At 39.7% G+C, this 23,367-nt stretch carries 25 protein-coding genes and 1 other annotated feature; of the genes, 5 read left to right on the top strand and 20 right to left on the bottom strand.

Going from position 1 to position 23,367, the window contains the following annotated elements:
* Positions 1 to 142: 142 nt before the first annotated feature.
* Positions 143 to 616, bottom strand: coding sequence for a DinB family protein (locus FN960_RS12575; RefSeq protein WP_143849084.1), 474 nt, complete (start codon positions 614 to 616; stop codon positions 143 to 145).
* Between the two features lie 295 nt (positions 617 to 911).
* On the opposite strand from FN960_RS12575, the gene FN960_RS12580 reads away from it, so the two are divergent.
* Positions 912 to 2,048 (top strand): NAD(P)/FAD-dependent oxidoreductase, encoded by a 1,137-nt coding sequence (locus FN960_RS12580; RefSeq protein WP_143849085.1) that lies wholly within the window; start codon positions 912 to 914, stop codon positions 2,046 to 2,048.
* A 26-nt stretch (positions 2,049 to 2,074) separates the two neighbouring features.
* Here the strand turns inward: FN960_RS12580 and FN960_RS12585 are convergent, their stop codons facing one another.
* From FN960_RS12585 to FN960_RS12665, 17 genes are all read right to left on the bottom strand, one after another.
* Positions 2,075 to 3,184: an ABC transporter permease gene (locus FN960_RS12585; RefSeq protein ID WP_143849086.1), complete on the bottom strand. Its 1,110-nt coding sequence runs from the start codon at positions 3,182 to 3,184 to the stop codon at positions 2,075 to 2,077.
* Positions 3,181 to 4,449 (bottom strand): ABC transporter permease, encoded by a 1,269-nt coding sequence (locus FN960_RS12590; RefSeq protein ID WP_143849087.1) that lies wholly within the window; start codon positions 4,447 to 4,449, stop codon positions 3,181 to 3,183. Before FN960_RS12590 ends, FN960_RS12585 begins: the two co-directional genes overlap by 4 nt.
* Before the next feature lie 15 nt (positions 4,450 to 4,464).
* Positions 4,465 to 5,397 (bottom strand): ABC transporter ATP-binding protein, encoded by a 933-nt coding sequence (locus tag FN960_RS12595; protein WP_143849088.1) that lies wholly within the window; start codon positions 5,395 to 5,397, stop codon positions 4,465 to 4,467.
* A 97-nt stretch (positions 5,398 to 5,494) separates the two neighbouring features.
* Complete coding sequence (locus FN960_RS12600) at positions 5,495 to 6,124, bottom strand: response regulator (protein WP_143849089.1); 630 nt, start codon at positions 6,122 to 6,124, stop codon at positions 5,495 to 5,497.
* Positions 6,060 to 7,256: a sensor histidine kinase gene (locus FN960_RS12605; protein WP_143849090.1), complete on the bottom strand. Its 1,197-nt coding sequence runs from the start codon at positions 7,254 to 7,256 to the stop codon at positions 6,060 to 6,062. Before FN960_RS12605 ends, FN960_RS12600 begins: the two co-directional genes overlap by 65 nt.
* A gap of 270 nt (positions 7,257 to 7,526) precedes the next feature.
* Entirely contained in the window at positions 7,527 to 8,807 is a 1,281-nt protein-coding gene (locus FN960_RS12610; protein ID WP_143849179.1) for an aspartate aminotransferase family protein, read from the bottom strand.
* A 47-nt stretch (positions 8,808 to 8,854) separates the two neighbouring features.
* A complete protein-coding gene (locus FN960_RS12615) occupies positions 8,855 to 10,213 on the bottom strand; it encodes a YjiH family protein (RefSeq protein WP_143849091.1) in 1,359 nt (452 codons plus the stop codon).
* Positions 10,214 to 10,284: 71 nt separating this feature from the next.
* Positions 10,285 to 10,929, bottom strand: coding sequence for a uracil-DNA glycosylase (locus FN960_RS12620; protein ID WP_143849092.1), 645 nt, complete (start codon positions 10,927 to 10,929; stop codon positions 10,285 to 10,287).
* A 67-nt stretch (positions 10,930 to 10,996) separates the two neighbouring features.
* On the bottom strand, positions 10,997 to 11,176 hold the full coding sequence (locus tag FN960_RS12625) for a hypothetical protein (protein ID WP_143849093.1): 180 nt from the start codon (positions 11,174 to 11,176) through the stop codon (positions 10,997 to 10,999).
* A gap of 145 nt (positions 11,177 to 11,321) precedes the next feature.
* Positions 11,322 to 12,476 carry an amidohydrolase gene (locus tag FN960_RS12630; protein WP_143849094.1) on the bottom strand — a complete coding sequence of 385 codons (1,155 nt, stop codon included), beginning with the start codon at positions 12,474 to 12,476 and terminating at the stop codon, positions 11,322 to 11,324.
* A gap of 94 nt (positions 12,477 to 12,570) precedes the next feature.
* On the bottom strand, positions 12,571 to 12,852 hold the full coding sequence (locus FN960_RS12635) for an AbrB/MazE/SpoVT family DNA-binding domain-containing protein (RefSeq protein ID WP_143849095.1): 282 nt from the start codon (positions 12,850 to 12,852) through the stop codon (positions 12,571 to 12,573).
* Positions 12,853 to 13,178: 326 nt separating this feature from the next.
* Complete coding sequence (gene rpmA / locus FN960_RS12640; protein WP_143849096.1) at positions 13,179 to 13,460, bottom strand: 50S ribosomal protein L27; 282 nt, start codon at positions 13,458 to 13,460, stop codon at positions 13,179 to 13,181.
* A 6-nt stretch (positions 13,461 to 13,466) separates the two neighbouring features.
* Positions 13,467 to 13,802, bottom strand: coding sequence for a ribosomal-processing cysteine protease Prp (locus tag FN960_RS12645; protein ID WP_143849097.1), 336 nt, complete (start codon positions 13,800 to 13,802; stop codon positions 13,467 to 13,469).
* Between the two features lie 9 nt (positions 13,803 to 13,811).
* Entirely contained in the window at positions 13,812 to 14,120 is a 309-nt protein-coding gene (rplU, locus tag FN960_RS12650) for a 50S ribosomal protein L21 (protein ID WP_143849098.1), read from the bottom strand.
* Between the two features lie 12 nt (positions 14,121 to 14,132).
* Positions 14,133 to 14,206 (bottom strand) — a sequence feature (ribosomal protein L21 leader region).
* Positions 14,207 to 14,289: 83 nt separating this feature from the next.
* Positions 14,290 to 15,765: an Rne/Rng family ribonuclease gene (locus FN960_RS12655; RefSeq protein WP_143849099.1), complete on the bottom strand. Its 1,476-nt coding sequence runs from the start codon at positions 15,763 to 15,765 to the stop codon at positions 14,290 to 14,292.
* A 30-nt stretch (positions 15,766 to 15,795) separates the two neighbouring features.
* Positions 15,796 to 16,677 carry a M50 family metallopeptidase gene (locus FN960_RS12660; RefSeq protein ID WP_143849100.1) on the bottom strand — a complete coding sequence of 294 codons (882 nt, stop codon included), beginning with the start codon at positions 16,675 to 16,677 and terminating at the stop codon, positions 15,796 to 15,798.
* On the bottom strand, positions 16,670 to 17,455 hold the full coding sequence (locus tag FN960_RS12665) for a M23 family metallopeptidase (protein WP_143849101.1): 786 nt from the start codon (positions 17,453 to 17,455) through the stop codon (positions 16,670 to 16,672). The genes FN960_RS12660 and FN960_RS12665 overlap by 8 nt, the downstream gene beginning before the upstream one ends.
* Positions 17,456 to 17,610: 155 nt before the next feature.
* Here FN960_RS12665 and FN960_RS12670 point away from each other — a divergent pair, with 155 nt between their 5' ends.
* Entirely contained in the window at positions 17,611 to 18,531 is a 921-nt protein-coding gene (locus tag FN960_RS12670) for an aldo/keto reductase (protein ID WP_143849102.1), read from the top strand.
* Positions 18,532 to 18,596: 65 nt separating this feature from the next.
* Here the strand turns inward: FN960_RS12670 and FN960_RS12675 are convergent, their stop codons facing one another.
* Positions 18,597 to 19,094: a MogA/MoaB family molybdenum cofactor biosynthesis protein gene (locus FN960_RS12675; RefSeq protein ID WP_143849103.1), complete on the bottom strand. Its 498-nt coding sequence runs from the start codon at positions 19,092 to 19,094 to the stop codon at positions 18,597 to 18,599.
* A gap of 98 nt (positions 19,095 to 19,192) precedes the next feature.
* Here FN960_RS12675 and FN960_RS12680 point away from each other — a divergent pair, with 98 nt between their 5' ends.
* Positions 19,193 to 19,639, top strand: a complete 447-nt coding sequence (locus FN960_RS12680; RefSeq protein ID WP_143849104.1) for a cyclic pyranopterin monophosphate synthase MoaC — start codon at positions 19,193 to 19,195, stop codon at positions 19,637 to 19,639.
* A gap of 53 nt (positions 19,640 to 19,692) precedes the next feature.
* Here FN960_RS12680 and FN960_RS12685 read toward each other — a convergent pair whose 3' ends face one another.
* A complete protein-coding gene (locus FN960_RS12685) occupies positions 19,693 to 20,211 on the bottom strand; it encodes a type 1 glutamine amidotransferase domain-containing protein (protein WP_143849105.1) in 519 nt (172 codons plus the stop codon).
* Between the two features lie 391 nt (positions 20,212 to 20,602).
* Between FN960_RS12685 and FN960_RS12690 the strand changes: the two genes are divergently transcribed.
* Both FN960_RS12690 and FN960_RS12695 read left to right on the top strand, forming a co-directional pair.
* Positions 20,603 to 21,838: a glycosyltransferase gene (locus tag FN960_RS12690; RefSeq protein WP_143849106.1), complete on the top strand. Its 1,236-nt coding sequence runs from the start codon at positions 20,603 to 20,605 to the stop codon at positions 21,836 to 21,838.
* A gap of 15 nt (positions 21,839 to 21,853) precedes the next feature.
* A complete protein-coding gene (locus FN960_RS12695; RefSeq protein WP_143849107.1) occupies positions 21,854 to 23,326 on the top strand; it encodes an aminotransferase class I/II-fold pyridoxal phosphate-dependent enzyme in 1,473 nt (490 codons plus the stop codon).
* Positions 23,327 to 23,367: the final 41 nt, after the last annotated feature.

The following is a 23,367-nucleotide window of genomic DNA, read 5'->3' on the forward strand; positions in this document are numbered from 1 at the left end:
AGAGCGTCCCGTATGTCGTTATGAGTCCGCCGCATGTCGTTAGAGCTTCCCGCATGTTGTTATGCGTCTGCCGCATGTCTTTAGGTCGCCCCGCATGTTGTTATGCATCTGCCACATGTCATTATTCAAACCGCCCCGCCCTTTATACTTGCTGTTGCTCCTTTGTTGGACCATACATAGCTGGTACAGTAAGTTTTGCTTGACGAAGTAATACAGTCATTTGGCCACGGTGGTGCACCTGATGACTAACTAGCTTCCGTAATACTTCTCCTTTATACGTTGGAGCACCAAAAAGATCTACTTTTTTTGTGAAGTCTTCATCCGTCCATGATGTTTCAATTTTGTTTAATAAAGATAAACTTTGCTCCTGATACGTAGCGGCGATATCTGAAGCTTGTGAAGGTCTATCCTTAGGTGGATGTTCAGCTTGAATGCCAACTACAGACGCAAACATAGGAATGGTTTTTGTTAAGTGCCAACCAAGCCAGCCCAATGTACTGTGCCCCTCTTCAATTGACTGGTTTAATCTATCATCAGTAACTGATTCAAGTGCTTGTAACGTCAAGTCTTTTTCATCTGCCCATTCTTTGAGAAAATCCTCTTTTGTTCTGAACATAGTTCTCGCTCCCTTACTATGAAAAATGATGTACATGACGATTATAACAAAAAGAGCTACCAATAGCTGAGATAAGGATTTTGTTTCTGTCACCGCACTCAAAATTGAGGAACGCCTACCGTATTAGCAGGATGCTAGCGCTTCTGTCCATTTAGTTTAGCTATTATTTTTATGATATAATGGATTATCAAACGTACAATTATTTACCGGGAATGAACTATGTAAGATAGAAAATTAACACACAAGATGAGCCTGTCTCATCTTTTTTACGTTATCTATAAAGGAGTTACGTTTTATGAAAAAACATGTCATTATCGGTGCGGGAATTCTTGGCGCTTCAGCAGCCTATCATCTGGCACGTGCTGGGGAGGCTGTTACTATTATTGACCGCGCAGACCCTGGCCAAGCAACTCAAGCGGCCGCAGGTATTATTTGCCCGTGGATCTCTCAGCGTAGAAATAAAGCATGGTATGCTCTGGTTAAAGCAGGCGCTGCCTACTACCCTTCTTTGATTAAAGAGCTCGAAGCTGAAGGAGAGCATGAAACAGGCTATAAACGCGTGGGTGCCCTAAGTTTACATACAGATCCCAAAAAATTAGACGAGCTTGTTAAAAGAGCAGAGAAGCGAAAGCTAGATGCCCCCGAAATCGGTAAAATTACACGATTATCGGCTCAAGAAGTTCAAGAATTATTCCCACCAATAAGCGAAAAAATTGAAGGTGTGCATATTAGTGGTGCTGCTCGTGTTGATGGTGCTGCCTTAAAGGACGCCCTACTTCGATCGGCTACTCGACATGGTGCAGAAATGGTGAGTGGCGATGCTGTGTTGGTTTTGGATAAGGATCAGAAGGTGGTCATTCGAGTGAATGATGCCGCTTATCACGCTGATTCCATCGTTGTGACTGCGGGAGCTTGGGCAGACAACGTATTAGCTTCCTTGAACATTAAATTTAATGTTCAGGCACAAAAGGCTCAAATTCTTCACCTAGAGCTTCCTGAGCAACAAACGGATCATTGGCCGGTTGTCATACCACAGGGAGATCAATATTTACTTGCTTTTGAAGAAGGACGCATTGTAGCGGGGGCGACCCATGAGGACAATGTCGGATTTGATCAGCGTGTGACCGCTTCTGGTTCACTGGAGCTATTAAGCAAAGCCTTGCATCATGCACCTGGTCTAGCCGACGCCTCCGTGCAAAATGTAAAAGTCGGCTTTAGGCCCTTTACTCCGAACTTTCTACCAGTTATCGGTCGCTTACCCGGTTATGAGCATATTCTAGTTGCCAATGGACTTGGCGCCACCGGCTTAACGATGGGACCTTATCTCGGTTCAGAGCTTGCAAAGATGGCGATAGATCTGGAAACTGAAATTGATTTGTCTTTGTATAGCTTATCGCATGCAATGAAAAAGGACGCTTCCACACATCCGTAACAGATGATAGGAAGCGTCCTATTTCCCTATGCTTTTCCTCTCTCCATGAGGTTGATACCAATACCCATGTACAACGTTGAGAGAAGAAGTAGCTTGGCAATCGATGACATCAGATCATTCCAGCTTGCATCGTATAAGAGAACACTCATAATGGCTTCCATAGCATGAGCCAATGGGAAAAGCTCAGCAATCCATAAGATGAATGAGTTTGTGATCGTACCTGGAGGCATATAGATCCCGCTGATTAAAGGAATAACTGGAATGACGGAAGGAAACACCATATTAAATTGTTCTGGTGTTTTTAATATGCTCGTAAAAAGCATTGCAAGCGCCACCATAGATAGTGTGTATAACACAACTAACGTGAGCAACTTTAAAGGCGACTCTGCTACATTTAAATCAAATAGGAAAAGAAAACATAAAAACACAGTAACAATTTGAACAACTCCTAAAATGGTACTGTAGGATAGATGCCCTGCATACATTTTTGTTTTTCCAAGTGGTGAAAGAATGACCCGATTCCATAAGCCGGACGTTTTCTCATCTGCAATGGCATTGATTTTGAACCCAATCGTAAACATGACCATAAACAAAGTAAAACCAATAGCCAATTGTTGACCCATATCATACGATTCTAAAGCAGTGCCATCTATAGATGAAGTCTGAAGCTCTATTGGTGCATCCTCCATGCCTTCACGAATGTCGTCTCTAATGGAGTCTGGATGACCGAGCTCATTGGTCAGATAACGTAGCTGGAGTTCATTCATAAACACCTTGTTTACATATTGTTCAATGGCTTGAAGATTTGTATGATCAACGGAAGCGACAATCCGATAATCATCTGAAAATAGCTGGATTGCTAGCTCCCTTTGACCATTTGACACCTTGTTTCGTGCTTCCTGCTCATCAAGGAGCTCAAATACATAAGCCTCCGTTTGGTTGAGCTGATCTAGCCATTCTTCAGTACCCTCTGCGCTCAATTCTACATCACTAAAAACATCAATCGTCATTGCTGAATCAGATGAGAACGCAGAGCCAAGTAGAACTGGAACGAGTATGCTCAAGCTCATAAAAACAATGATGATAATAGGAGAACGTTTCTCTTTCATCCATTGCGCAAGAAAAATTGGATTCATTCTGCTCTCCTCCTTTTCGGAAACATCCAAAGACTCATACACAAAACAACTAGAGTCATCAAAAGCAAGCTTAATAACGACATCCAGATTGCTGATATTGAACCTGTTTGAATCCAGCTAATAAAAATCGAAAGTGTTAAGCCATTTGGTGTCCACCACCCCACTTGTTGCAGCCATTCAGGAAGAACGTAGATGGGAATAAAGCTGCCTCCAAATGTTCCAAATAACACAATGAGAAGTGTAGCTAAGCCTATCACTGCCTCATCATTATCAAAACGGAATAGTGCGGCTGTGAATAACGAAGCAAGGGAAGCAATAAAACAAGAGAACACAGTAATGATTAAGATAATACCAAGAAAGAATGTTACATTAGCACCAGGAAAAAGCTGAAAGCCAATGGTAGACACAGTAATAACAATGACTAACTGTAGCATGGACATACAAAAGGTCGATGCTGCTTTTCCTAAAACATAATCTCTGGGATGAGCTCCTGTAATCAAAATACGATGAAATACCTGCTCTCGTTTTTCTGTCCTTGCTTTTGTTGCTGTAGTAATAGCGATAAATAAGGCAAAGAGAATACTTAAAGCCATTGTAAAGTACTGAAAGGCTGAGACCATTTCCACACCATTAATCTGTTCTACTCCTCCAATTTCAGGGCTATATCCTGATAGCGCTTGAGCCTCACTACTTAATATTTGATGTAAGGTCGTTTGTTTGTTTACTTCATCCATAAATTGCTGCAGGATGTCTTCTACTATATCGACCATCAATGATGACTCTTCGGCTACTAGTTGAATCGAAGCGCCATCTCCCCTATCTAGCAATACTCTATCTAAAGCAGTAGCAGTATACCCCGTTGGTAGTGTAATAATGGCTTCCACCTCACCCTCTGCGAGCATTGAATCTGCTTCCTCAGAGCTTACTTCATGAATCTGCACAAATGATTGCAGCTCTTCCTCTGAAAACAAAGCCTGCAAAGTCAGCTCTGGAATGAGGTTCCTTGCTCCTTCACTAAGCTCGGCTTTGTGATCCTCCTCTAGTTCTTGAGGCGTGTCTTCTAGAAAAGTTGTTAATCCCTCCTCAGGACTATCTTCTTTAACAAGCGCAACTTCAATTTGAAGTGTGTTTGATGACGACTCTACCCAGTCTGGTAAGGCAAAGCCAAGGACAAGGATTAAAAGAAGTGGAGCACAAAGAGATATAAGGATTTCCTTTCGATCACGCCAGTAAACAAGGAAGTCTTTTTTAAAAAAGGTTTTCATATTGTTTCCTCCCTCCTAGTCTCTGAGTGTTCGACCAGTTAAATGAAGAAATACATCCTCTAAACTAGGGCTATTTACGCGAATATCAACAATTTGCACATTAAGTCTTTCCGCAGCTATAACTGACTGCATGAGAATACCGCTGTTTCTTTGTGTGATTAATTTAATTTGGTTTTCTTCTTCTTCCAATTCTTTTACACTTTCCAGCTGCTTTAATTCATGTACAAGCTCTTTACATGGAGCATTTAGCTGGATCAATATTTTATCTTCCTCTGAGAGAATCTGCTGAAGCTCTGTTTTTGTACCTGAAGCAATAACCTTGCCATGATCCATGATGTACATACGATCACACAGCTGTTCAACTTCCTCCATGTAATGACTGGTATATAAAACCGCCATCCCCTTTTCCTGATTAAGTAGGCGGACCGTTTCTAAAATATGATTACGAGACTGAGGATCAATTCCTACGGTTGGTTCATCCATGATGACCAGTTTAGGATTATGTAGCAATGCTGCAGCAATATTTATCCTTCTTTTCATTCCACCAGAAAACGTTTTGACTAGCTCTTTTTTTCGATCAGTTAATCCAACGATCTGTAATGTCTCTTCAATTTTTTCTTTTAACTCGATACCACCTAATTGATATAAGCGACCAAAAAACTGGAGATTTTCAAAAGCAGATAAATCCTCATATAGAGCAATATCCTGCGGCACAACGCCAATCATTTTTCTTAGATCACTAGGGTTCTTTATCATACTTTTTCCGTAAAGGTGCACCTCACCAGAAGTCGGTTTAAGTAAGGATGAAATCATAGAAATTGTTGTTGATTTTCCTGCTCCATTTGGACCTAACAACCCAATCGATTCACCTTCGTTTAAATACAAGTTGACTTTATCTACTACTGCTTTTCCTTTATATCTTTTTTCAAGCTCAGTTGTCTCAAGCATCTATGTTCCCTCCTCCTCTTCATCATAAGTATAAAAAAAGAGACAGCGCAGCTGCACTGTCTTTTGGCATTAAAATCACTAAATACCATGACCTTTGTCATACTAATTCCTGACGAATCGCATAAATAGCTAGCTGAGTGCGATCTCTAAGCTCTGCTTTCTCAAGAATTTGACTAATGTGATTTTTGATTGTTCCAACAGAAAGCATAAGCTCTGACGCAATTTCACGATTGCTTTTGCCGATGCCAACAAGCTTTATAATATCTAATTCTCTAGGTGTAAAGGATTGGTCTAGCTTAGCCGGTACCGGTTTAAGTAATTGGGGAACAACCCTTGCCGCTACCTGGTCCTCTAAAGACATACCACCGTGAAAGCAGCTATGTATGGACCTGTTAAGCTGTTCAGCGTCCGCCCCTTTGAGCATGTAACCATTTGCACCATACCTAAGTGCATCAATAGCATACTGATCATTATTAAAGGTTGTTAATATTAACAGCTTACGCTCCGGCCAACGGTGACGAATCATTCTTGTTGCCTCTAATCCATCCATTTCTGGCATGCGTATGTCCATGACGATGAGATCTATATGATATTGTTCACATAGCTCAAGTGCTTGCTTTCCATTTTTCGCCTCAGCCACCACTTTAAGTTCCTTATCCGTTTCAATCATCATCTTCAGTCCTTGACGCACCATCGCCTGATCCTCTGCGAGTAAGATTCGAATCATGGCTTACACCTCCTTCTAGTGGTATCAACCCTTGCAAATAAAAGCTTGATCCAGTTTGCATGTATTTTAGGCTGCCTCCTGCCTTCTCTAAACGCTTTTGCATGGATTGTAAGCCGAAGCCTGCTTGGATAGCTAATTCTTTTTTCACTTCATTTATTAATTCAAAGCGCAATAGCTTACCAGAAGGAGAATTTAAACGAATCTCCACGTGGCGTTTGCTGCCATGCTTTAATGCATTTGTCATTCCCTCCTGAATCGCACGATACAAGGCAATAGACTGCTCACTCTCCATTTTAAGTGTAAGCACTCCTTCCTCCGTATGAAATGAGACCCTAACATGTGTTTCTGCTTCAAGCTTGCGAATTAAATCAATCACTGCAGGTATTCCTTGGGTGTCTGCCTCATGCATAACCGTGACTGCTTTTCGCGTTTCAGCAAGACTATCCTCAGCCAGTTTTTTGAGTTGTTGGAGCGTTTTCTCATCTGTTTTTGAATTCACTTGTAGTCTCATGACTTCTAATTGCATCATTAATGAGGTTAGCTTATGTCCTAAAGAATCGTGAAGCTCCTCAGCAATTCGAGTTCGTTCTTCATGCCTTGCTGCCACCTGTCCACTTGCTTCATTTCTTTTCACTCTTCGGTATTCCGTCAGAAGAGCAGAATGATGTTCTTCTAAAAGTACTGTTTTTTCAAATAGTTGACGATAGCTTATAAGTGCTAATGCGATTGCGCCATAAAAACAAGCAACACCGACTAAAGGTGGCGCATTCACCAAAACAGCTGCAACTAATAGAGCAGCCCCCCCTGAAACTAGTAATACCATCCATAAATACGTTTGGGGTAGTCGTACCGCTGCTTTTCCTGCAATGAAAAAGATAAGGAAAAAAGAATAAGGATTGTATACAGTCGAACCCAATGGTCCAAAAATGATTAAAATAGCTACTACACAGCCAATCAAAAGAATTGTTAATTGGAAATGATGCCTTCTAACAAGCGGCGCACAGAAAAACAACAACCAAAATAGGGCACTGCCTAACCATTGTACAATGCTTATAGAACTAAAGCCTTGGAATGCTAGCCCAAGGAGCCACGATAGAAATAGGAAAGCAAACCAGATCCAATACGATTGCATGATGGTCTTCCTCTCTTTTTATGTACTCCTTTTATTAGTAGCACAAAAGAGGGATGTTGGATAGAACAAAAAAGACATCTGCACTTTTTATGGAGACATCATTCGCTCCGTTAGTTAACTGCTTCTAAAGTGTTTTCCTATAGTAAAACTACATAAAAAAGAAGCTTGTCGACGAGTTCACTTAAAGTGACCTTGTCAACAAGCCCAAACATCTTCACATATTAACTGGTAAGTTAGCTTCTTCAACTAAAGACTCTGCCAAATCCGTTCTTACACATCATAAGCCTGAAGAGCTTTTTCTAACTTAGTTAGTCCTTCGTCAATTTGTTCTTCTGTTACAGTTAGTGGAGGGATCATACGGATAACCTCTCCTTGTTTGCCGCTGAAATAAAACAGGACTCCTTCAGCTAGTGCTAGGTCAAGGATCTCCATTGCCGCTTTTCCGTCTGGCTTTTTGGTTGTCGGATCAACAATTTCAATACCAATCATGAGTCCGACCTGGCGAACCTGACCTAGTCGTTGATATTTATTTTGTAGCGCTTGGAGCTGATGATAAGCGTACGCTCCAACCTTTTTTGTATTCGCTAATAACTGTTCTTCCTTAATGACCTCAATCGTTGCCAGAGCGGCTGCACAACCAATTGGAGTACCTCCAAAGGTGGTTGCATGCGCACCAAGTGGCCACTGTTGCATTAATTTGTGATTCGCTACCGTTGCACTTAAAGGAATTCCAGATGCAATGCCCTTTGCAATCGCCATGATGTCTGGCACAACGTCAAACGTTTGGGCGGCAAACCACTCTCCAGTGCGCCCAAAGCCCGTTTGTACTTCATCAAAAATGAGTAAAATGCCATGCTCATCACAAATTTCACGCACACGCTTCAACCATGCTTTTGGTGGAATGACATAACCACCTTCACCAAGGACAGGCTCTAGAATCATACAAGCCACCTCATTAGGTAGTACTTGATGAGCAAACAACTGAGCAGCGGCATCATTCAGTTTTTGTATGGCCACTTCTTCTGTATCCCCTACCTGATAATATGGCAGCTGATACGTACCACTGACATGCTGATGAGAACGATACTTACTTTTTGAGGTGCTGATTGCCATGGATCCAAGCGTTCTTCCATGAAATCCACCAATAAAGGAAACGACAAATGGTTTCTCTGTTACATGACGGGCAAGCTTAAGCGCGCCCTCTATAGCCTCGGTTCCACTATTGCCAAAGAAAAAACAATCAAGGTCACCAGGCATAATTTCAGCTAGCTCATCAGCCAGCTTTAAAATGGACTCAAATTGAATCACACCAATTGGTCCATGTGTTAAATAATCAGCTGCATCCTTAATCGCAGCAACAACCTTTGGATGCCGATGTCCGACATTTGTTACCGCAATACCAGATGTAAAATCTAAATATTTCTTTCCGTCTACTCCAAAATAATAGCAGCCCTCCTCCTTTACAACAGGTAGGTTAGGGTGATCCTTGGCCATACTTGGTGCAAGTCTTAATGACATCTTTTCACTTAATTCCTTCCAATCTGATGACATACTCATCACGTTCCTTTCTCTCTTTCACATCCTACAACCAAACCTTACTAAAAGACAAATAGATGAGCAATCATGACGACGATTGGAAGTGTAATAATCGTTCGAATCACAAACATTAGAAAGAGCTGGCTTATATTTACTGGTATGCTGGAACGAATCAGCATGACACCAATTTCAGACATATAAATTAACTGAGTTAAAGATACGGCTCCAACCACAAAACGTGTGAGCTCACTTTCAATATTTGAACCTAATATAGCAGGTAGGAACATATCTGCAAAACCAATTAGTAGGGCTGGCGCAGCAGCATGTGCCTCTGGAATTTGCATCCACTGCAATACTGGGATAAGTGGATATGAGATCCACTGAAACACAGGGGTGAAATTAGCAATAATCAACGCAATGGTACCAATCCCCATTACAAGCGGGAGCATTCCAAACCAAATGTCGGCAGCATTATACATACCACGTTGAACTAGTTTACTGGCGGAAGGAACCGTTGATGCTTTGCTCACTGCTTTTTGGAATGCCCAGCTAAAGGTTGAACGATCCTTAGGCGCTTGCTCTTCAATTTGTTTGCCAGCAGCTTCATAATAGTTATTACTCATTCGAGATAACGGTGGAATACGCGGACAAATGATTGCTGCTACAAAAACGGCAAATAGTACAGTCAAATAAAATGGAATAAATAATGTATCAATTTTTAATAACGCAGCTACAATTAAACTAAAACCAATAGATGTAATTGTAAAATTGGTCACAATAATAGCTGATTCTCTTTTAGTATAATAACCGGATTCATATTGATTAATAGTAATGAGAATACTTACCATGTTGTTGCCCATCCATGAAGCCATGGAGTCAACAGCAGCTCGTCCTGGTAGCCTAAACAAAGGACGCATGATCTTCTGAGCGATCGTCCCTAGCCATTCCATTAACCCAAACTCAATGAGAAGAGGAAGTAGCATCCCCATCACAAATGACCAAACAGCAAGTACAGGCAATAATATGTAAAGTACCTCTTGCCCAGTCCCCTCCGCAATAATCACCATAGGTCCAGTTTCAATCATGGTCATGACTGCAAATACGGCTCCAAGAAAACGAATAATGAGCCAAAGCGGATGTATAACAAATAAACCTTTTAATACCGGTCGGTTCATCATCCAGGATGGCTTTAGAAAGCTTCCGAAAAGGGACCCAATACTTGATAATACAAGGACAGCTACTAATAGCGGTGTGATAATTCCTTCCGTAAGTGTCTGTAAATTACTAGCTAAGACAGCAATAGCCACCGTCCATTGACCATTATCCCCTAAAGGTAAAGGCACTAAAAATAGTAAAGCTCCTATTAAAGATGGAATAATAAATGCGAGCTTCTGTTGAGTATGTATTGTATCCTTAATCATGATAAACTCCCTTCATATACAGCTTATAAGATTACAGGATTATTTATAAATATTCAACATTTTTTTGTCTACTACGCTTTCAACATTTCTTTTAACGTTTGCATATCCTGTTCTATATTCGCTTTAAGCCTTTGATTATAAAATACAGATGCGGGGTGAAAGGTAGGGAATATGGTGTAGGATGATTTTGTTAATTCATACCTATTACTATCTAATGACTTTAATCGGAGAATTGGCCCTTCAAAAGATCGACCGTGGATATCTATCAGAGATTCTCGATTATTTGTCAGCCTTCTTAGCGCAATACCTCCTAAGGTAACAATGATAGAAGGAGAGATGTCTTCAATCAACGCATCTAATAATGGGGCATGCGCTCTTATTTCTGCCTGGGTTGGTGTTCTGTTCCCCCTGCTCTCAATAGGTTTATTTAGAACTTGTTTGTTATCTTTGTAGGGTCGGCTCCTTACAACACTTGTAATATATACCTCGCTCTTAGCTATCCCAAGCCATTCAAAGTATTGATCCAGTACCTTACCAGCTTTTCCACTAAAGGGCACACCATCGATTAACTCTTGGCGACCTGGGGCTTCGCCAACAAATAATATCTTTGACTGACTATTTCCACCACCTAAAAGGAACCCCTCACATGCGTATGGCTGTATTCTTTGCTTGCATATTTCTATAAGATCATTGGTCAGTTTTATCTCTGCTTCCACTTACATCTTCTCCCTCCACATAAAAAACCACCAAAGTAGGTGGTTTTTTAGCTTGATTCATTATATATTAAACGTTGCAGCGCTCATTTTCTTCTTGTTGTAGGCGTAATTTTGCGCGTTCAATAATAAGAATGATTTGTGTGATGGATCGCTTTCTTTGTTGTTCATCACTAGACTTCACAACAATTTCTTGTAAGCGCTTAACTTCGGCAGACTCAGCATTATTTAAAAAATGCAGGTGTTTCACCTGTAAGCTCCTCCTTGCATGATAACTCTTCATTCCATCTATCTTTAAGTATACATGATTTATTGTTTAAACAAAAGCAAGGAAAGTAATTTAGGCATTATACATACCCTATTACTTTCCTTTATGATTCCCTTTTATTGAAATTTTAAACACTTGTACTGCTACGTTGATACACGGTTTCGCCACTAATCATTGTTTCTTCTACCTTTGCTAACAGGGAAAATGGCTGCTCGCTCCATATCACAAGATCTGCATCCATACCTGGCTTAATGGAGCCAACCTTTTCGCCTAAGCCGATATGAGCTGCCGCCTGACTGGTTATCGCTTTTAATGCTGTTTCTTCTGTTACTCCATAATTTATAGCCGTTTTCACGGTAGTTAACAAATGATCAATGGTCACAACAGGATGATCCGTTGTAATGGCAAACGGAATGCCCCGCTTTTCAAACTCTACCATGGTTTCCCATGCCTTATTGGCCGTTTCTTGCTTAGATTTTGCTGACATTGTTGGACCAACAGCAATGGGTACAAGATGATCCTTTAAGTAATCAGGGATTAAATGACCTTCTGTACAATGTTCAATGGTCACATCAATATTAAATTCTTTTTTCACTCGAATAATAGTAGCGATATCGTCTGCTCGATGAGCGTGCACTCTAAGTGGAATCTCGCGACGGATCACCTTGCTCAGCTGTTCTAAACCAAGATCTCTTGTAGCGATTGCCCCGTCTTGTACAGCTTTGTTATAATCTTGGGCCCGCATTAGTTCCTTGCGTAAGGTCCCTGCGACACCCATTCTTGTTACAGCGGACCTGCCTTTAGAGCCATGAATTCGTTTTGGATTCTCGCCAAGTGCTGCCTTCATGCCTGAGGGACTTTTGATAACCATTTGATCAGCAATAATGCCAGCCGTTTTGACAGCCGTTATCTCTCCGCCTATCACATTCGCACTTCCAGGAAGTACTTGAACAGTTGTAACACCATGTTTTCTTGCTTCAGCAAATCCATTATCTTGAGGATTTAGACCATCAATTGAGCGAATATATGGCGTAGAGATCTCAGAGGTTTCGTTGAAGTCATGTCCGTCACTTCCTATGCCCTCCGTATGTACACCAAGATGAGTATGAACATCAATGAGACCAGGAGTGACAAACTTACCATTTAAATCGATTCTAGTGGCGTCAGATGGAATCGTTACGTTTGTACCTACTTCTTTTATTTCTCCATGATCAACTAAAATTGTTGCTCGTTCTATGTATTGTTCTCCCGTCCAAGCGTTCACATTCACATATGCTTTCATTCATGCAACCTCACATTCTTTTAGCCTTTTTTCGCCTTACGAAGTATTATTTAAAATGATAGACTGACTTCCTATGAAAGTCAGTCTAAACTACCTATTTATTATCCATGTATTGTTTTAGCTCATTCATAACTTTTTCTGCGCCTTCTGGGCTAAGAATGATATGACCATTTGCTAATGATACATTGTCATCAGAGCTTTCACCCGTTACCATACACGCACGATATGGCTGATATTTTTCAAGAATTATTTGCTCACCATCCACTAGAATAGCGAGAGGCGTTTTGATTTCGATTTCTAACATATTTCTTAGTTCTTTAGGAATAACAATTCTTCCGAGCTGGTCCAATTTACGTACAATTCCTGTTGATTTCATATTTAATCACGACTCCTTCTATTCAATCTTTTCCGCATTCTTTGCTACAATTGAGGTATGGTTCCTAGAAAAACAGACCGAGTATTCAAACTCATTGTATGCCCTTATATTTTATATCACATCCACTGCTTTTAACAGAGGTATTAAGCAAATACTCTCTTATCAGCCTAATGGTAGGAGTATACTTACATAAATTACATAATAATAGCTATAAATACATTCATAACAAGCAAATACCGCCTCAGATAAGTCTTTAGACTCACATAACAATACATGCTTCTACCACAAAAAAGGCTCCGTCACGATGTGACAGAGCCTTTTACTAATTAAGATGCAGGATAAACACTCACTTGTTTACGATCACGACCAACACGTTCGAATTTCACAACGCCGTCTACTTTCGCAAATAGAGTATCATCTCCACCTTTTCCAACATTCGTACCAGGATAAATACGTGTACCGCGTTGGCGAACTAGGATGCTTCCGCCTGTAACAGCTTGACCATCCGCACGTTTTGTACCAAGACGCTTAGACTGAGAGTCACGACCGTTCTTTGTACTACCTACCCCTTTTTTCGATGCGAAAAATTGTAGATTCATTTTCAACATGAAACGTCACCTCCTGTCCGTTATAGATATAAATGCATCATATTCTTCTTCTATGGATTTAAGCGAAAGCACCATGCCTTCAAGCAGTAATTGCACATCTCTGTGCTGTGACTCACTTAAAGCTTCAGGAACTGTACAGCTTATATACCCTCCATCTTGCTGTGTTTCCACAAGCAGCTCTGCCTGGCATAACACCTGAGCAGCGTTTACTGCTCCAATAGAAACAGCGGAAGCTCCGGCGCAAACAAGATCGTGACCGTAGGGGCCTGATTCTGCATGTCCAGACATGGAAAAAGATTGTATGCGACCTGATGGGTGCCGATTTATACGTACCTCAATCATGTCATGACCTTACACGTTGATAGCGTCGATCACTACTTTAGTGTATGGCTGACGATGACCTTGCTTACGACGGTAGTTTTTCTTTGCTTTCATTTTGTAAACGATGATTTTCTTGTCACGGCCGTGTTTTTCAACTTTACCTGTAACAGTAGCACCTTCTACTAATGGAGCTCCTACTTTTGTTTCGTCTCCGCTAACAAAAAGAACTTTGTCAAACGTTACAACTTCATCAACATCTGCAAAAAGCTTTTCGATGTAGATCGTGTCTCCAGCTTGAACCTTCAACTGCTTTCCGCCTGTTTCAATAATTGCGTACATATCTGCACCTCCTCATATACTCAGACTCGCCATTTCAGGTAAGGAAACATCCTATTTGAACCTGTTCCGAGCGGTTGTAGCTCATTGGGTGCAACCAAATCACTAACATTATCCATCATAGCACAGCTAAAAATATGAAGTCAATAACATTTCGCCTTTATCACGCGAGCTAAAGGAGTCTTTCAGCTTCTTCCACATCCCCAAAGTAAATCAATTCTCCAGTATGGATGCCCGAGGTACGCTTACTATAAATTCGAAACCCTAATGCTTCCTCAAGACGTTTTCTATGCTCATCTCGTTCTCCAAACAATATTACTTCCGTGCTCTCAGACAGCTCTACCACAGCAGCTTCTCCTTGGCCACGATGCTCCCATAAATTCCGTTCAATTTGGAACGCTAGAGATTGATCCGAGAGAACCGTACCCGTGCCTTTACAAACTGGACAACTGACCGTCAAGCTTGTCCGGAGACTTTCACGAGCCTTTTTTCGTGTCATCTCAAGTAAACCAAGCTTAGTCATTCCCTTTACCTTCGTCTGTGTCCGATCCGCTTTTAATAGCTTTTCAAACAAGGTAATGAGCTCTTCCTTTTTCTTTACATCACGGATATCAATGAAATCAATTAAAACAATTCCGCCAATATCTCTAAGCCTCAGCTGACGTGCGATTTCCTGTGCAGCTTCTATATTCACTTTCATTACTGTGTCATCAAGATTAGTTTTTCCTGTAAACTTCCCACTGTTCACATCGATAATGGTTAATGCTTCAGTTTGATCAAAAACCAAAAAAGCCCCACTTTTCAGCCAAATCCGTCGACGCATAGCCAAGTCAAGCTGTCGGTCTACATCATACTCTGTAAAGATATTTTTGTTACCCCTGTAGACGGTGACAGGTAGATCTTCTCTATTCATTATTTTTAAAAGCTCTTCAATCTGTTTTTTATAGCTTACCGTATCAATAATAATTTCTTTAAGACCTTCTGCTGCGTAGTCTCTAACAGCTTGTTCTACAAATTCAGGCGCTTTAAGCAAAACGGAAGGAACGGGGTTTACCTTTGCTTTATCGCTCGCTTGCTGCCAGTTTACTCTTAAGGTCTCAAGCTCGGCCTTAAGATGGTCAAGGGTCACGGTCTCTGCAGCCGTGCGAATAATTAAGCCCTCTCCGCCTGTAGCCCACTCTTTTCCGCGCTCTCTCCATAACTCACGATTTTCTTCCTTTTGAAATCGTTTTGAAACGGCAATGTACCCGCTATGTGGGAGGTAAACAAGGTGATGTCCTGGAACGGTTACCACCCCACTCACACGGGCACCCTTTGAACCTATTTCTTCCTTTATTACTTGAACAACTAGTTCTTGACCTTGCTGAACATAGTGAGAAATACTTCGATTCTTTTTATCTACAGCTAGCTCTTCACTTAAATAATAGCTCAATACATCATCCCGATGGAGGTAGGCATTTTTATCTCTACCAATATTTACAAACGCTGCCTGCATACCAGGTAATACCTTCTCAACTCGTGCCTTATATATATTCCCAAGAATTCGATGTTGATCTGGCTGATCAACCATTAATTCCTTCACCTGTTGTTGCTCTAGCACTGCAGCTCTTTTCTCTCTTGTAGCTGCATTTATAACTAATTTATCCACTTAAAGACACTCCTGTCTGTCCATATGCCCCTATTGTACCTTAATATGTGTGGGATTTATACGTGGTGGTGTCTCAAATAAATCGCGAATAGGAATGGTCATTCCCTGTTTGAAAAATGCTGCGAGGACTTGTTGCTCTGTAACCTTCTTTTGGCTTTCATCAACCACAAAGGAGTGTTGATGCCCACGCCTTAGTAACCCCACCATTTCACGCATTTGTGTGGTGGGTGAAACTCGAATAACAGAATCAAGCATCTTTTCCTCAAACGGTTTTTCTCTGCCTGCAAGAAACCGCATAAACCGATAATGTCGTTGCTTCCATTCAAGATAGTTACTAATGATTAAAAAAGTGATAACTATATACAAATTCAAATGGAAAGGAAGCCATGAAGCAGCTAAGCAAAGAAGTGCAAGAGCCGAAAAGGAAGAGCGTAAAGAAGCCAGGTGTGCTCTTCTAAATGACCAACGTTCCATAAACCATAACTGCACAAGCCTACCTCCGTCTAACGGGAGAACAGGTAACAAATTAAAACAGAGAATGATGACATTATGCCAGACGAATAGCTCGTGGTTAGCAACAGACCATATAGGGGTAGTAACTAAGATGTAGGATAGCGCAATCATCCAAAGATGCTGAACAGGGCCAGCCATGACTACAATCAGTTCTTGAAAGATGGGCTTGTTCCCACTATCTTCAATCTCCGCCACCCCTCCAAAAGGCAAGAGCTCTATTCTGCGAACCTTCCACCCAAAATAAGCAGCCGCCGCAGCGTGTCCAATCTCATGAATAAACACTATACTAAATAACATCAATGCTTCTCGAAAGAAACCCGTAATTATGCCTATACCAAGCACCACCCAAAAAAAAGGGTTAATGCGAATACTTAATATAAGCTCTACTACTTTATTCAAAGGTAATCACTTCATTTGGATTGATGTACTCCTTACCTTTTTTTAAGGCAAAATAGTAAATACCTTTATCATCTTCACTCTTTGACACAGTCCCAAGCTCTTGACCAGCCTCAATGTGATCATAAATCGTGACCGTTATCTCATCAAGCATGCCATACGTTGACTCTGTACCATCATAATGCTGCAGGATCACGGTTGTGCCGATATCTTCTTTTTCAGTGACATCCGTAACAAATCCCCCCGTAGCTGCGTGTACCTCAATCCCTTCACCCGTTTCAATTAATACACCTTTGCCATTCTGGTCAAAGTTTTCTCTAATGGTTCCAGAAGCAGGCACGGCATATGGTGTGAGCTCAATCGGAGGATCTGGTTGATTATTTGCGTTCTCTTTATCTGCTTGTCTAGGCAGCAAGGTGAGCGGGCGCCCAAAGTTCGTTTCATACCAATGACTGATCGCAGCAAATTGAATTTCTTGTTCAAAGCTTTGTGCAACAGTTTGTTTCACAGGCTCAAGTCTAGCCTGATCCGTCTGAAACATAATCAATAAAGCAAGGAAAATAACCGTACAAAAAAGCATACGAAGCGTGAATGAACCGACTCTATTTTTTGACTTTTGATTTGGTTCAGGTATAACGTCATAGTCACTTTCTTTTACTTTTGTATAATTAGAAGGTACGCTTTTAGTGGTCTGAAACGGTTGCTTCTCATTACTTGCCTGGATTGTTTTACGTCGCGCTTCAATGCGCCTTCTTACTTTCCTGAGGTCTTGCTTCGACACACGCTATCACTCCTTTTCCTCCCAAATAGCCATACTTAACTCTATGACTTGTCCGCGAACAGTATGTCCAAAACGATCGATTTTTTCATATTACGATTGAAGCTTTTCGGAGAAGGGAAGAACATTACATAGGAATAAATGAGGAGGAATAGAATATGAAACAAAGAAAATTAGGTTCATCTGATTTATACGTAAGTGAGCTTGGCTTAGGAGCGATGTCTCTTGGTCAGGATGCAGAAAAAGCGAAGTCAATTATTGATGAGGCATTAAGTCATGGAGTAAACTATATTGACACAGCTGACTTGTATGATTGGGGAAAAAATGAAGAGATCATCGGGCAGACCATTCAATCTAAACGAAAAGATCTAATCCTTGCAACCAAAGCTGGGAACCGTTTTGAAAAAGGCAAAGATGGCTGGCAATGGGACCCATCAAAAAAACATATCCAATCTGCTGTTAAAGATAGTCTTCAGAGATTAAAAACAGATTACATTGATTTGTATCAGCTTCACGGGGGTACCATAGATGATCCGATTGACGAAACGATTGAAGCATTTGAAGAATTAAAGCAAGAGGGTGTCATCCGTGAATACGGAATCTCCTCTATTCGTCCAAATGTGATCAAGGAATACATTGAGAAATCAACCATCGTAAGCATCATGATGCAATATAGTTTGCTCGACCGCCGCCCAGAGGAATGGTTTGATTTATTAAATCAACACAGCATAAGCGTGGTCGCCAGAGGTCCTGTAGCGAAAGGAATCCTAAGTGAGCGAGAGCTCGATTCCAGTAAGGCCGTTTCAGAAGATGGGTATCTAGCTTACTCTTACGAGGATTTGAATTCACTGCGCAAGCAAATAAAGGAACACTTCGGAACCTCACGCTCGCTTGTGGATATTGCTTTTCATTATAATCTTTCCCATACGGCCGTCTCCTCTGTTATAGCTGGAGCTAGTAGCATCGAACAAATACGTAATAATGCAAAAGCTATTCAAAGCCCATCTCTCTCTAAAGAAGAGATCAGCTGGTTGAAGGGCGTAACAAAAGCAGAGATCTATGAGCAGCATCGATCATAACAATGAACAGAGCCCCCTATCTCAATGATGATAGGGGGCTCTAACATTTGCTATAGATTCATTTTCTACCGATTCCCTTCCAAGATCTCTTCCACTACATTCTTTAACTCCGGGACTATGATACGTTCCATCCCTAACTTTACAGCTCGGTTTGTTCCCGGTAGCGAAAAGATCGCTTTCCCGTCACGTACACCCGCAATCGCTCGACTTGTTATAGCAGCTGTACCAATATCCTCACTAAAGCTTAGATATCTAAAAATCTCTCCAAATCCAGGCATTTCTTTATCCAGGCTATCTCTTACTGCTTCATATGTAGTGTCTTCAATTGCTATACCCGTACCACCACTAATTAGGACCGCATCAATATCTGCACGCGCAGCAGCTACCTTGAGCCAACGTTGAATTGAACTATATTCATCTTTACATACTTGATATTCGGTAACAGCATGTCCATGGGCTTCTAGCTGTTCACGCATGGTCGCCCCATTTAAATCATTTTCATACGTTCGAGTAGCTGAAACCGTTAGAATCATACATCTTACTACTTGATGAGATTGAATCATTTATTTGTTCCTCCTATAATTGACAGTATGTCTAGTTATCTATTATGATTACACAATGTATAGACTGTTCGAATGGATGCTGAAATGGAGGAGAATGGATGAACAGGCCCAAGCGCTCCAATAAATTAAATATCTTATCATTAGCCCGTTCCTTCTCTAATAGCAGTGAAAGAACAGCTATAGCCAATACAACCATCGAATGTAGTGAATTAATCTACTCCCTTATTCAAGAGGGGAAGGTTCAAGAAGATGAATTACGTTACACAGCAAGAGTGGCCGGTACCCTCGCAGCGAAAAATGCAGGATTATGGATTCCTTATTGTCATTCATCTTCTATTAATACGTTACAAATAGAATTTTCATGGGATGAGCGAACAATTGTTATTCAAGCTCTTGTAAAAGCTAAAACTGCAAATTCAATTGATACCCTTGCGATGACAGCCGCTTCCACAGCGGCGCTAACTATTTATGATGTATGTAAGGATTATGATAAAGCTATGGTTATTGGCCCTACGTACCTTTCAAGAAAAAGCGATGATACATAAAAAATTAGCCAGCAGCTTAAACTGCTGGCTTTTTTGTTTTCATCTTTTCATAACTACACAGCAAGGATACGTAAGGACTCTCGATTAAACGCGGGCAAATCATCTGGTGTCCGGCTTGTTACTAAATTCCCACCACACACAACTACTTCTTCATCTTTAACCGTTGCACCGGCATTTTCAAGGTCCTTCATGATCGATTTAAAACCAGTCACCGTGCGCCCTTTAAGGACATCCGCATTGATGAGAAGCTGCGGCCCATGACAAATGGCAAAAATTGGTTTACCTGTATCAGCATACTCCTTCGTAAATTGCACAAATTTATCGTCACCGCGAAGAAGGTCCGGAGAGAAGCCACCAGGTAATAATAGAGCATCAAAGTCTTGGGGAGAGACCTCATCAATCGACTTGTCGATGGTAATGGTTGCGTCTCCTTGCTTTCCTTTTACTGTATTTCCACTCTTATGCTCCACCGTTGTAATTTTGTGTCCGGCTTCCTTGTATGCTTTCACTGGATCTGTATACTCAACATCCTCGAAATAATCTGTTACTAAAATTCCAATATGCTTAGTCATTTTTATCACTCCTATAATACTGTTTATATTTAGAATTTACCCTTCTCACAAACTGTTAAACATGATCTTAAATTAGAGAGGTACGTGGAGAATCTGTGCACTTTATCTCTCCATCTAGTTGCTAAAAACCATTCTTTTAAACATGAATATATAGCTTAATATATCCTTTCTCCTACATTTGAAAAAACCTTTTATTTAAAAATAAATATTTCTTCGAATTAAATTCCATATAAAATGCGATAGAAAATAAATTAAATAGTAACTAATTGGTAGATAAATTAAATAATTAGATATAATTCCAATAAGAATATATAAGAACTTGTACTAGAAATTATATTGTGTATACTTGTAAACAAGCTATCTATATATATGAAATTATTGAAAAGAAAGGATGATATCAATAAAGAGCACTCTAATTTTTGCACCGGAAACGTTTAATTTAGCTGAGACTACAAGGTCAATTGAAGTCGCAAAGAAGTGCTCAGGAAATTTTAATTGTATTTTTATAGGATACTCAAAAAAATATAGTTATCTTATAGATCAATCAAATTTTTTATTTATTCATCTTGAGCCAAATTTAAACGAAGTCGAAATTGATCAAATTATGAAAGTCGACCAGTTAAAAGGAATAAGGACCCCTTTTAACTACCAACACCTCAAAAAACGCATTGAAAATGAAAAGAACATAATCAAGAAGTATGAACCAGTTGCTATTGTTATTGGAACAACACTAAGTATGTTTATTTCATCAAGAGCTTCTAAAACCCCACTAATTTATGTAAAACCATTAGCATATACAAGAACATTTTTCTTAAAAGGTCATTTTGATTTACCTCAATCCCTAAAGAAACCCTTTCTTCCTCAAGATTTCATCAAGAAACTCATAAAAAAAGTTGCATTAACTATTACCTATAAACCAAAAGCTTTCACCAGATTAGCAAAAGAAGAGAGCGTTTCATTACCTAAATATACTATTGATGCGCTAGATGCCGATTTCAATTTAATAACTACCATGCCTGAGATAAGTAAAATATTTGATCTCCCAGAGCATTACAAGTATATAGGGCCAGTTTACGCAAAGCTTGATTTAAAAGTTCCTGCATTTTTAAAATCTCTCCCTCGTAAAAATCCAATTATTTACTTCGCTATGGGGAGCTCAGGAAATTCAAAAGTTTTAACAGATTTTATTAGAATATTCGAGGAGCTTGAGGTCACTATTATCTGTCCTATGAAAAAGATGTTAGAAACAGAGAATCTCTCGTTTAAACATAACATTATTATTTGTGATTATTTACCAGCACATAAAATAGGTGAATATATCGATTTATCTATTATTCATGGAGGAGAAGGCACAGTTCAAACTGCATGCTTATCTGGTAAACCATTTTTAGGTTTTGGGTTGCAGCAAGAACAACAGATCAATATTGAGCAATGTGTTAGATTTGGTAATGCAATTGCCCTAAAAAAGAGAGATTTAACTCAGGATAAGATGAATAACTTAATAAACGTTGCTCGATCAAGTCCAAAAATGCTTAAAAAAGCTTCAGAAATGAGAAAACTATTAAAAGATATTGACGGCCCAGCAAATGCTGCAAAGTTTATTATCAAGAGATTTTCAAAAAATTAAAAATGGAGGGTGTTTATGAGTAAATCAATTAATACAATTATCGATCACTTAGCAGAAATCACAGGATACGATAGAAATGAAATAGAAATTGAAAAATCATTAGTAAACGACCTTGGTCTTGATTCTATGATGGTAATGGATCTCCATAGATTACTATTAAATGATTTTCCTGAAATTAAAGAAGTTAACTTAGAAAAGATATTTGAACAAGAAGATACTACAGTTTACACAATTATTTCTTTAATACAATCAAAAAAGGGTGTTGAAGAGCGCCAGGAACCGGTGTCAATAATAGAAAATTTTATTGAAATTCAAGAATTTAACGAATACATCAATAGTAAACAAAGTGTCCCATATTTTAAAGAGAATGATGGGATTGCCTCAAACAAAATAATGATTAATGGAGAAGAGAAGATAAATTTTTCAACATATAACTATCTAGGCATTAATGGTGCACTAGAAATAAACACTAAAGTTACTGAAGCCATTAATAAATATGGTACTAGTGTCTCTGGAAGTAGATTACTTAGTGGGGAGATCAAAATTCATAAACAACTTGAACAAAAAATCTCAGATTTTTTAGGAGTAGACGATGCATTAATTCAAGTTGGTGGACATAGTACCAATGTGAATACTATAGGTAATATTGTTAATCAAGAAGATTTAATTCTCCATGATTCCTTAGCACATAATAGTATCATTCAAGGCGCAATTCTTTCTAACGCAAAGAGAAAATCATTTAAACACAATGACATGAATCATCTAGAGAGTGAATTAGATAAATTGAGACCTAAATTCCGGAGAGTACTAATAATTGTAGAAGGTGTTTACAGCATGGATGGTGATATTTGTCGTTTACCTGAGCTAATTGCCATCAAAGAAAAATATAATGCCATTCTAATGGTAGATGAAGCACATTCTTTAGGGACGATCGGAAAAAATGGTAAAGGAGTTACGAGCTATTTTAACGTGAATCCAAAATCTGTTGATATCTTAATGGGGACATTAAGTAAATCCCTTAATAGTTGTGGCGGATATATCGCCGGTAATGCTAATTTCATCAAATTTTTAAGGTATAATTCACCAGGATTTATCTTTAGTGTTGGTATTACTCCTGCTAATGCAGCAGCTGCTTTAGCATCTTTAACAATATGTGAAAGTAGCGAGGACCTTTTTATAAAATTAAAAGAAAACCACACGTATTTTCTTAATGAATTAATTGCGTTAGGAATGAATACTGGAGAGAGTTATGATTCTCCTATAGTTCCCCTCATTATTGGTCATTCAGATGAAGCTCTTACACTTTCAGAGAAACTTTATGATAACGGTATAAATGCTATGCCCATTGTTTACCCTGCGGTAAAAGAGAGCGAGTCACGTATTAGATTTTTTATATCCGCTTCGCACACTCGAGATGATTTAGACCATACATTAATGACATTAAAAAAACTTGTGCGTAATGAAGAGTCATCATTAGTGTCACTCTAAATTCTAATTGAATAATAAAGACAGGAAGGTAATCACTTCCT

The sequence above is a fragment of the Alkalicoccobacillus porphyridii genome (assembly GCF_007293315.1).
Taxonomy (GTDB): domain Bacteria; phylum Bacillota; class Bacilli; order Bacillales; family Bacillaceae_D; genus Alkalicoccobacillus; species Alkalicoccobacillus porphyridii.

Bases quoted from the DNA above. Each gene is read 5' to 3' on its own strand.
- FN960_RS12575 (WP_143849084.1), bottom strand. From the start codon at position 616: ATGTTCAGAACAAAAGAGGATTTTCTCAAAGAATGGGCAGATGAAAAA.
- FN960_RS12580 (WP_143849085.1), top strand. From the start codon at position 912: ATGAAAAAACATGTCATTATCGGTGCGGGAATTCTTGGCGCTTCAGCA.
- FN960_RS12585 (WP_143849086.1), bottom strand. From the start codon at position 3,184: ATGAATCCAATTTTTCTTGCGCAATGGATGAAAGAGAAACGTTCTCCT.
- FN960_RS12590 (WP_143849087.1), bottom strand. From the start codon at position 4,449: ATGAAAACCTTTTTTAAAAAAGACTTCCTTGTTTACTGGCGTGATCGA.
- FN960_RS12595 (WP_143849088.1), bottom strand. From the start codon at position 5,397: ATGCTTGAGACAACTGAGCTTGAAAAAAGATATAAAGGAAAAGCAGTA.
- FN960_RS12600 (WP_143849089.1), bottom strand. From the start codon at position 6,124: ATGATTCGAATCTTACTCGCAGAGGATCAGGCGATGGTGCGTCAAGGA.
- FN960_RS12605 (WP_143849090.1), bottom strand. From the start codon at position 7,256: ATGCAATCGTATTGGATCTGGTTTGCTTTCCTATTTCTATCGTGGCTC.
- FN960_RS12610 (WP_143849179.1), bottom strand. From the start codon at position 8,807: ATGTCATCAGATTGGAAGGAATTAAGTGAAAAGATGTCATTAAGACTT.
- FN960_RS12615 (WP_143849091.1), bottom strand. From the start codon at position 10,213: ATGATTAAGGATACAATACATACTCAACAGAAGCTCGCATTTATTATT.
- FN960_RS12630 (WP_143849094.1), bottom strand. From the start codon at position 12,476: ATGAAAGCATATGTGAATGTGAACGCTTGGACGGGAGAACAATACATA.
- FN960_RS12635 (WP_143849095.1), bottom strand. From the start codon at position 12,852: ATGAAATCAACAGGAATTGTACGTAAATTGGACCAGCTCGGAAGAATT.
- rpmA (WP_143849096.1), bottom strand. From the start codon at position 13,460: ATGTTGAAAATGAATCTACAATTTTTCGCATCGAAAAAAGGGGTAGGT.
- FN960_RS12645 (WP_143849097.1), bottom strand. From the start codon at position 13,802: ATGATTGAGGTACGTATAAATCGGCACCCATCAGGTCGCATACAATCT.
- rplU (WP_143849098.1), bottom strand. From the start codon at position 14,120: ATGTACGCAATTATTGAAACAGGCGGAAAGCAGTTGAAGGTTCAAGCT.
- FN960_RS12670 (WP_143849102.1), top strand. From the start codon at position 17,611: ATGAAACAAAGAAAATTAGGTTCATCTGATTTATACGTAAGTGAGCTT.
- FN960_RS12675 (WP_143849103.1), bottom strand. From the start codon at position 19,094: ATGATTCAATCTCATCAAGTAGTAAGATGTATGATTCTAACGGTTTCA.
- FN960_RS12680 (WP_143849104.1), top strand. From the start codon at position 19,193: ATGAACAGGCCCAAGCGCTCCAATAAATTAAATATCTTATCATTAGCC.
- FN960_RS12685 (WP_143849105.1), bottom strand. From the start codon at position 20,211: ATGACTAAGCATATTGGAATTTTAGTAACAGATTATTTCGAGGATGTT.
- FN960_RS12690 (WP_143849106.1), top strand. From the start codon at position 20,603: ATGATATCAATAAAGAGCACTCTAATTTTTGCACCGGAAACGTTTAAT.
- FN960_RS12695 (WP_143849107.1), top strand. From the start codon at position 21,854: ATGAGTAAATCAATTAATACAATTATCGATCACTTAGCAGAAATCACA.